Source organism: Myxococcus llanfairpwllgwyngyllgogerychwyrndrobwllllantysiliogogogochensis (assembly GCF_006636215.1).
Classification (GTDB): Bacteria; Myxococcota; Myxococcia; order Myxococcales; family Myxococcaceae; genus Myxococcus; species Myxococcus llanfairpwllgwyngyllgogerychwyrndrobwllllantysiliogogogochensis.
Window position 1 is genome coordinate 1 of the sequence record NZ_VIFM01000390.1, and the last position, 7988, is coordinate 7988.

A 7988-nucleotide genomic window follows, 5' to 3' on the forward strand; every position below is an offset into this window, starting at 1 on the left:
TATAAGAGACAGTCCTCGCAGCCATCGATGTGGGGACCAACGCCGTGCGACTGGAGCTCGCCCGGCCGGACGCCGACGGGGCGCTCGAGACACTCCACCAGGAGCGAGACCCCATCCGCCCCGGTGAGGGCGTCTTCGCCACCGGCACCATGCCGGAGGCCACGGCGGAGCGGCTCTTGTCCACGCTCCGGCGCTACTCCGCCCTCTGCCGTCGCCACAAGGCCCAGGTGCGCGCGGTGGCCACCAGCGCCCTGCGCGAGGCCCGCAACAGCCCGGACATCGTCCGGCGCGTGCGCGAGGAGTCCGGCCTCAACCTGGAGGTCGTCAGCGGCAAGGAGGAGGCGCGCCTCATCTGCCTGGGCGTGCTGCACCGCAAGCCCCCCGGCACGCGCTCGCTGCTCATCGACATTGGCGGAGGCAGCACCGAGGTGGCCACCGCCGTGGGCGAGAAGCCCGACAACCTGTGGAGCCTGGGGCTGGGCTCGGTGCGGCTCACCGAGGTCTTCGAGGCGTCGCGCACCGTGACGACGAAGCAGCTGCGCATCATGCGCGGGTTCGTCCAGGAGGTGCTGGGCAAGACGCTGCCGGAGAAGCTGCCGCTCCTGCCCCGGGTGGCGCTCGGCTCGTCCGGCACCATCAACGCCGTGGTGTCCTTCGCCTCCAGCGAGAGCAGCGGCAACGCCACCGTGCGCCAGCTCACCCAGACGGTGGAGACGCTGGCGCAGATGCCCGCGGACCGGCGGCGCAAGCGCTTCGACCCCAAGCGCGCGGACATCATCGTCTCCGGCGCCGTCATCCTGGAGGGCGTGGCGAAGTACCTGGGCATCGAGTCCGTCAGCGTCGTCAACCGGGGCCTGCGCGACGGCATCCTCGTGGACCTGCTCTACCGACAGGATGCCCACCACCAGCCCGACGACCACAGCCTCGCGGACGCCGCCATCGCCATGGGCCAGCGCTTCTTCTTCGACGAGAAGCACGCGCGTCAGGTGTCACGCCTCGCGCTGACGCTCTTCGACGACCTGGCCGCCCTGCACCAGCTGCCGCTGTCGGTGCGCCCGTACCTGGAAGTCGCCGCGCTGCTCCACGACATCGGCCACGCGGTGAACTACGAGCGGCACCACAAGCACACGTACTACCTCATCCGCCACGCGGACCTCCCCGGCCTCGCGGACCGCGAGCGCGAGCTGGTGGCCCGCGTCGCCCGCTACCACCGGCGCAGTCCTCCGGAGCTGGCCCACTCGGGCATGGCGGGGCTGACTCCCGCCGAGGCCCGCACCGTGCGCAAGCTCGCCACCCTGCTGCGCGTGGCCAACTCGCTGGACCACAGCCACCACCAGCCCATCAAGGACTTCAAGGCCACCAACGGCCGCGACGGAGTGGCCCTGCACCTGCACGCGCGCCAGCCGGTGGACCTGGAACTGTGGAACGCGGAGCACGAGGTGGCCTCCTTCCGCCGCGTCTTCGGCAAGAAGCTCTCCTTCCACGTCCACCAGGCCGCCGGCCGCTAGCCGCCCGGCGCTCCGCCTGCTGGCCGGCAGAGGAGACGTCGCGCCCTGCCCGCGTTGCTCCAGATGCCCACGCTCAAGGTCCACGGGTCCGTCGTCACCAGACGGGCCTCTTCGACTTTGGACGCAAGGGCCCCTCAAGGGGAAAGGAGCGCGCGATGAAGGCCGTCGTATTCCATGGGATTGGGGACATCCGGCTCGACGACGTGGCGGAGCCGCGCATCGAGAAGCCGACGGATGCCATCGTCAAGCTGTCGGCGAGCGCCATCTGTGGCACGGACCTGCACATGATTCGCGGGACGATGCCGGGGATGAAGCCGGGCACCATTCTCGGGCACGAGGGCGTGGGCTACATCGAGGCGCTCGGCGACGACGTGCGCAACTTCAACGTGGGCGACCGCGTCGTCATCCCCTCCACCATCGCCTGCGGCAACTGTGTCTACTGCCGCGCCGGCTACCATTCGCAGTGCAACGACGCGAACCCCCACGGCGCCTCCGCGGGCACGGCCTTCTTCGGCGGGCCGGAGCAGACGGGCCCCTTCCACGGCATGCAGGCGGAGAAGGTGCGCGTCCCCTTCGCACACGCGGGGCTGGTGAAGATTCCGGAGGGCGTGAGCGACGAGCAGGCCATCCTCGTCTCCGACATCTTCCCCACCGGCTACTTCGGAGCGGAGCTGGCGGAAATCAAACCGGGCGACACCGTGGCGGTGTTCGGCTGCGGGCCGGTGGGGCTGTTCGCCATCGTCAGCGCGAAGCTGCTCGGCGCCGGCCGCGTCTTCGCCATCGACTGCCATGAGGACCGGCTGGAGCTGGCGCGCAGCCAGGGCGCGGAAATCATCGACTTCGACCAGGAAGACCCGGTGAAGACGCTCCTGCGCCTCACCAACGGCATCGGCGTGGACCGCGCCATCGACGCGGTGGGCGTGGACGCCGAGCACGCGCACGCGGGCCCCGCGGCGAAGCAGGCCAGCGCGCAGAAGGCGGAGCTCAAGCGCGAGGCGAAGGAGGCCGCGCCGAAGACGAAGCCGGACGGCGACAACTGGGTGCCCGGCGACGCGCCCGCGCAGGTGCTGTCCTGGGCGGTGGAGGCGCTCGCCAAGGCGGGCACGCTGTCCATCATCGGCGTCTACCCGGAGCAGGTGCGCACGTTCCCCATCGGCATGGCGATGAACAAGAACCTCACGCTGAAGATGGGCAACTGCAACCACCGCAAGTACATCCCCCGGCTGCTGGAGCTGGTGCGCACCGGAGAGGTGGACCCCACCGCCATCCTCTCGCACGTGGAGCCCATGAGCGGCGCGCTGGACGCCTACCGCAACTTCGACCTGCGCAAGCCGGGCTGGGTGAAGGTGGAGCTGGAGCCCAATCAGCTCCAGTGAGCCCTCACGCGTCCAGCACCAGGCTCGAGTCCCCGAACTCGTGCCCCAGGTAGCCGCGCGCCTCCGCGTGCGCGGCCGCCTCCTTCAACAGCAGTGACGGCGCGAAGGCCTGGAGCAGCGCGTGGTGGCTGCTGCCCGGCTCGTGCATGCCGGTGAGGAGCCCGTGCACCACGCGGGGCACGAAGCCCGGCCCCAACAGGAGGTCCGTCACCGCTTCGCCCGCCACCAGTCGCCCGCCGTTCATCGCCGCCCGACCCTCCAACGCCCGCACCACCGTGGTGCCTACCGCCACCACCCGCCCTCCCGCCGCGCGGGTCGCCTCCACCTGCGCCACCGTGGCCACGGGGATGTCCGAGCGCTCGGGCCGGGGCAGCGCCGCGTCCAGCACCGCGTCCCCGGTGGATGACAACCCCGCCGCGTGCGTGAGCGACGCCAGCCGCACGCCCCGGCGACGCAGGGCCAGCAGCACGTTCCAGGTGAGGGGCAGTCCCGCCGAGGGCGCCTCCGTGGCCCAGGGCCGCGCGCCGTAGCCCGTCTGCACGTGCCACAGCGACAGCGGGGCCACGGTGTACGCGTACTGCACGGGACGGCCTCCCTGGTACAGCGCGGACCAGAGCGCGGCGCCGTCCTCGTCGAAGGCCACGCGCAGGAGGCGGGGCGAGGGCGGCAGCACCTCGACGACCTGGACCGGCAACCCGACGACGGTGAAGCGCGTGCCCACCGGCAGCACGGGCGGCGGCGGACGGTCCTCGGTGCGCTTGCGCCAGTCTCCCGCGCCAAAGAGGACAGCCGTCCAGGTGCCGTCCTCCTCGCGCGACACCAGCCGCAGCTCGACTCGCTCTCCCGAGGCCGTGCGCCCCAGGAGCGAGGCGGGGAACGTGGCGGCGTCGTTCACCACCAGCAGGTCTCCGTCGCGCAGGAGCGACGGCAGGTCCGCCACGCGGGCGTCGGAGAAGCGGCGTCCTCGGGGCTCGATGTGCAGGAGCCGTCCCTCCTCGGGATGGTCCACGGGCCAGCGCGCGGGCTTCATGCGGCCTCCAGACTCTCCGCCACCAGGCGGGAGCCCGAGGGCAGCGACTCCGCGCGGCGCTCCACCATCGCGACGATGCGGGCCGCCACGTCCTCCGGCCGGGCCAGCGTCGAGCGGTCCGCCTCCGGCATGGCGTCCGCGTGCATGCGCGTGTCCATCTCCCCCGGGTCCACGTTGAGGAAGCGCACGCCCGTGCCCTCCAGCTCCGCGGCCCAGAGGCGGCCCAGGTGCTCCAGCGCGCCCTTGGACACGCTGTAGGAGCCCCAGCGCGGATACGCGGAGAGGGCCGCGTCCGAGCTGATGTTCAGCACCAGCCCGCCCCCTCGCACCACCATGTTGCCCACCACCGCCTTGGTGAGCCGGAAGGGGCCCACCACGTTGACCTCCAGCACGTGCTGGAAGTCCTCGCACGCGGTGTCGAGCAGCAGGGGCAGCGGCGTGGGGCCCAGGATGCTGGCGTTGTGCACCAGCACGTCCAGCGGGCCCACCAGCGACGTGGCCACGCCCACCAGCCGGTAGATGGACTCCTTGTCCCCCACGTCGTAGGCCACGCCGTGCGCCTCCAGCCCCTCGGCTCTCAGGGCCTCGGCGGCGGCCTCCATCTCCGGGGCGTGTCGGGCCACGCCCACCACCCGCGCGCCTCGCCTCGCGAACCCTTCCATGAGGGCCCGCCCCAGCCCCCGACTCGCTCCCGTCACCAGGACCGCTTTTCCGGTCAGCGTCATTGGAATGTCCTCCTTGCCTGGAGGGATACGTCCGTCGCGTTGATGAAATGGCGTCTCGGACAATCCTTTGGCAGATTGCCAACCCATGGCCATCGACGAAGAGGACCTGCCGAGCAGACTGGCGCGCAACATCCGGACCCTGCGGGAGACGCGGGGCGCCACGCAGGCCCAGCTCTCCAAGCTCGCGGGGGTGCCCCGGGCGACGTGGGCGAATCTCGAGTCGGGCACCGCCAACCCCACGCTGTCGGTGCTGCACCGCGTGGCGGCGGCGCTCCAGGTGTCGCTGGAGGAACTGGTGGCGAGGCCTCGGGCCAGTGCGCGGCACTACCCGCGCGACAGCCTGACGACGCGCATGCGAGGTGCGGGGCAGTTGCGCAAGCTGCTGCCGGACCCGCTGCCCGGCATGGAGTTCGACCGCGTGGAGCTGCCCTCCGGCGTGCGCATCACCGGCGTGCCCCACACGCCCGGCACCCGCGAATACCTGGCCTGCGAGTCCGGGGAGATGGCCCTCGTCGCCAGCGGTGAGCGCTTCGTCCTCAAGCCCGGAGACGTCGTCGTCTTCCGGGGGGACCAGAAGCACTCGTATGAGAATCCAGGGACGCGCACGGCGGTCGGCTACTCCGTCGTCCTGCTCGCGCCCCCGCTGTGATGACGGCTCAGCCCGCGTCGCGGCCGTAGTACCAGGCGGTGAGGGCCAGGCGCGAGGCGTGGGCGGGCAGCACCTCGTGCTCGATGCGCTCGCTCAGGAAGACGACGAGCGTGTCGAGCATGGGGGCCACGTCCACCGGCGCCGAGCCCTCCGGATGCAGCCGCAACACGCCTCCGTGCTCGGGCACCCAGCCCTCGTTGGCGTACCAGATGGCGGTGGCGCGGCGGTTGGACTGTCCGGGAAATGAGTCGAAGTGACGCGCGTAGCGCGCTCCGCCGCCGGGGTAGCAGGCGAGCTGGAGGTCGAAGCGTCCCAGGCCGAGATAGGCCGCCGACGAGAGCGCCTGACCGAGCCTGGCGAAGTGTTCCCACAGGACGCCGAGTCCTGTTCCTGCTTCCGGCTCCACCCAGCCGATGAGGTCTCCTCTCACGCGGGAGTCCAGGGTCCGCTCGGCGCCCCGGCGGATGCCCGCGGCATGCAGCACTCCAGATTCAGCCCTCGCCAGCGCTTCAGCCCGCGCGGCGAGGGCGGCCACATCCCCGAGGAAATCAGGGCGCGTGAAATAGCCACGCGTCCCCAGTGCCTCCACCTCTACATCGGTCAGCTCCACACGTGCTCCTTCCAGCAACGTGCCGCCCACACGCGCGCACCGTGCCCCAGACGCGTGCCGCGAGGAAGGAGATACACTGGGCCCATGGCGCACCTCTCGCGAATCCTCGCGGTCCTGCTGGGCATCGTCGCCGGAGCCCTGGGCGCGGGCTGGCTCTTGAGGCCCACCTCCCCCGCCCTGCCGGACACCGCCTCCGTGGTGCAGCAGATGCGCGAGGTGGCGCGGCTGGAGACGCTCGACGTCGCCCTCTACAAGAAGGTGACGTTTTCCCCCGAACCCAAGGCCACGGATGCGCTGTGGAAGGACGTGGTGAACTGGGCGGCGTACACCCTCCAGAACCCGCACGGCCGCGCCATCGTCTTCGCGGACGCGCATCTGGGCTTCGACTTCCAGCGCCTGGGACCTTCGAGCCTCCACGTCGCCGGCACGAAGGTCCACGTCGTGCTGCCCCCCATCGACGTGCGCGTGGCGCTGCGGCCCGGGGAGACGGAAATCATCGACTCCAACCTGGACAGCGCGCAGACGGCGCAGTTGTTGGAGAAGGCGCGCCTGGCCTTCGAGCACGACGTGCGCGCCGACACGAGACTCCAGCAGCGCGCCCGGGACTCCGCCGAAAGGGCCCTGCGTGCGCTGCTCCTCACGCTGGGCTACCGCGAGGTGGTGTTCGTGGACCGGCTGCCCACCGGCACGGCGGGGTGAGCCGGTCTCACGGATGTTCACGGCTCTGACAACAAGGCGCGTTCAGCGTCCTGGAGCCAGCTCTCGAACGCCTCGCGCTGGGCCTGGGCGTACTCGGGGGCCTTCACCCGGATGTCCGCGTCGAAGAGGAAATGCCAGACGATTTCCTCCACATCGGAGCTCTCTGGAACAGTGCGAAGTCGCAGGCACAGCGCGATGGACGCGTCCACCCACTCCTTGAGGCTCTTCTTGTCCGTGGGGTCATGGTCAAAAAGCCTCCTCATCTCCTTTACCGCGGCGGACCACTCGGCTGCTGACACGGGTATGCCTCCTACGTTTCCCACCGTTGGAGCCTTCACTCCGGTGGCGCACCATGATGGAGCAGGATGACCGGGTCGCCATCATGTGAAATCACGAGCGCGGACCGGGATGACGCCACGGCGCTCGCGAGCCCCGCGACATGCCCGCCAAACAGGTTCGGATGTTCCGGGTCCGTGAGGGCCCCGATGGCGACCCTGTCGTAGGCGGGGAAATGCTCCGGGACCGCGAGCTCGTCATCCAGGAGCAAGACCGAGAGCGCGTCTCGCCTCATCGCCTGGACCACGTCGCCGCGCCCCGAATCCCCTCCCAGGGGAACAGCCACCCTCATCGACACGACGAATTCGCCGCGCTCAGTGGGTCTGTCGAAGATGAGCACCCCCGAAGCAGTCCTCCTGAAGGCCTCACTCGACATGAACTTCTCGACCGCATCCCATCCAGGATGCCTGGCGCGGGGTCCGAGCGCCCATTCCTCGTATGACAGGACTGTTGCCCTGGTCATGGCCACCTCCAGAGCGACCTGTATCAGTCCCCAGCAGCCTGGTCCCGGGTGAGCCCTTCGTCCGACAGGAAGTACAAGCCGGCGATTCCCTCCGGAGTCGGCTCCAGGTCCGCCAGCACTTCCCAGGCCGAGGGGTCGGAGACTCGGGCCACGAGCGCCATCTCACGCCGCACCAGGGAGCCATAGAGAGGCTCGTCTCCCGCCTGCTCCGCCAGCAGGCGCCGCTGGGACGCGGTGAGCAACCGCGCACCGTCGAGCCCGTCTCCCGCGGCCACCGCCCACAGCCCAGAGAAGCTCTCCGCGAGACGGACCTCGCCCCGGTCGATGACGACGGGCCGCACGGGCGCCGGATGCGCCTCCAGGTTCCGCCACGCCGCCGCGTCCACCGCCTCCCGCGTCAACCCAGCCGGCCCCAGGGCGGACTCGGGCAGGTAGCGCACGAAGTCCGCGTCCTCCAGCACATAGAAGACCTCCAGCCTCGCCGGCCCCTGGCGGTGCAGCGCGCCCACCGCCTTCGCCTCGAAGTCCGCCGGACGCAGCACCGGACGAAGCCGAGCCTCCAGCGACGCCCCCTCCGCGCCCAGCCCCGAGT

General features: G+C 70.8%; 10 protein-coding genes. 4 read left to right on the plus strand and 6 right to left on the minus strand.

The genetic code is table 11. The features are described from left to right. The first annotated feature begins 44 nt into the window (after positions 1–44). Together FJV41_RS46295 and FJV41_RS46300 are read left to right on the plus strand one after the other, a co-directional pair. Positions 45–1508, plus strand: a complete 1464-nt coding sequence (locus FJV41_RS46295) for a Ppx/GppA phosphatase family protein (protein WP_246137845.1) — start codon at positions 45–47, stop codon at positions 1506–1508. 155 nt (positions 1509–1663) lie between these two features. Further along, positions 1664–2884: a zinc-dependent alcohol dehydrogenase gene (locus FJV41_RS46300; RefSeq protein ID WP_141649029.1), complete on the plus strand. Its 1221-nt coding sequence runs from the start codon at positions 1664–1666 to the stop codon at positions 2882–2884. A gap of 4 nt (positions 2885–2888) precedes the next feature. On the opposite strand, the gene FJV41_RS46305 is transcribed toward FJV41_RS46300, so the two are convergent. Together FJV41_RS46305 and FJV41_RS46310 are read right to left on the minus strand one after the other, a co-directional pair. Then, complete coding sequence (locus FJV41_RS46305; protein WP_141649030.1) at positions 2889–3914, minus strand: S-adenosylmethionine:tRNA ribosyltransferase-isomerase; 1026 nt, start codon at positions 3912–3914, stop codon at positions 2889–2891. Further along, complete coding sequence (locus FJV41_RS46310; protein ID WP_141649031.1) at positions 3911–4639, minus strand: SDR family NAD(P)-dependent oxidoreductase; 729 nt, start codon at positions 4637–4639, stop codon at positions 3911–3913. Before FJV41_RS46310 ends, FJV41_RS46305 begins: the two co-directional genes overlap by 4 nt. Positions 4640–4730: 91 nt before the next feature. On the opposite strand from FJV41_RS46310, the gene FJV41_RS46315 reads away from it, so the two are divergent. Further along, on the plus strand, positions 4731–5288 hold the full coding sequence (locus FJV41_RS46315; RefSeq protein ID WP_141649036.1) for a helix-turn-helix domain-containing protein: 558 nt from the start codon (positions 4731–4733) through the stop codon (positions 5286–5288). A 7-nt stretch (positions 5289–5295) separates the two neighbouring features. Here the strand turns inward: FJV41_RS46315 and FJV41_RS46320 are convergent, their stop codons facing one another. Further along, positions 5296–5898: a 2OG-Fe(II) oxygenase gene (locus tag FJV41_RS46320; RefSeq protein ID WP_141649032.1), complete on the minus strand. Its 603-nt coding sequence runs from the start codon at positions 5896–5898 to the stop codon at positions 5296–5298. A gap of 84 nt (positions 5899–5982) precedes the next feature. On the opposite strand from FJV41_RS46320, the gene FJV41_RS46325 reads away from it, so the two are divergent. Continuing rightward, on the plus strand, positions 5983–6597 hold the full coding sequence (locus FJV41_RS46325; protein WP_141649033.1) for a DUF4230 domain-containing protein: 615 nt from the start codon (positions 5983–5985) through the stop codon (positions 6595–6597). 17 nt (positions 6598–6614) lie between these two features. Here the strand turns inward: FJV41_RS46325 and FJV41_RS46330 are convergent, their stop codons facing one another. The 3 genes from FJV41_RS46330 to FJV41_RS46340 all read right to left on the minus strand — a co-directional run. After that, positions 6615–6896 carry a hypothetical protein gene (locus tag FJV41_RS46330; RefSeq protein WP_141649034.1) on the minus strand — a complete coding sequence of 94 codons (282 nt, stop codon included), beginning with the start codon at positions 6894–6896 and terminating at the stop codon, positions 6615–6617. A gap of 35 nt (positions 6897–6931) precedes the next feature. After that, a complete protein-coding gene (locus tag FJV41_RS46335; protein ID WP_141649035.1) occupies positions 6932–7309 on the minus strand; it encodes a hypothetical protein in 378 nt (125 codons plus the stop codon). 110 nt (positions 7310–7419) lie between these two features. Further along, positions 7420–7988 (minus strand): DUF1444 domain-containing protein (locus tag FJV41_RS46340; protein ID WP_497812672.1); only part of this gene is annotated, 569 nt, incomplete at its 5' end.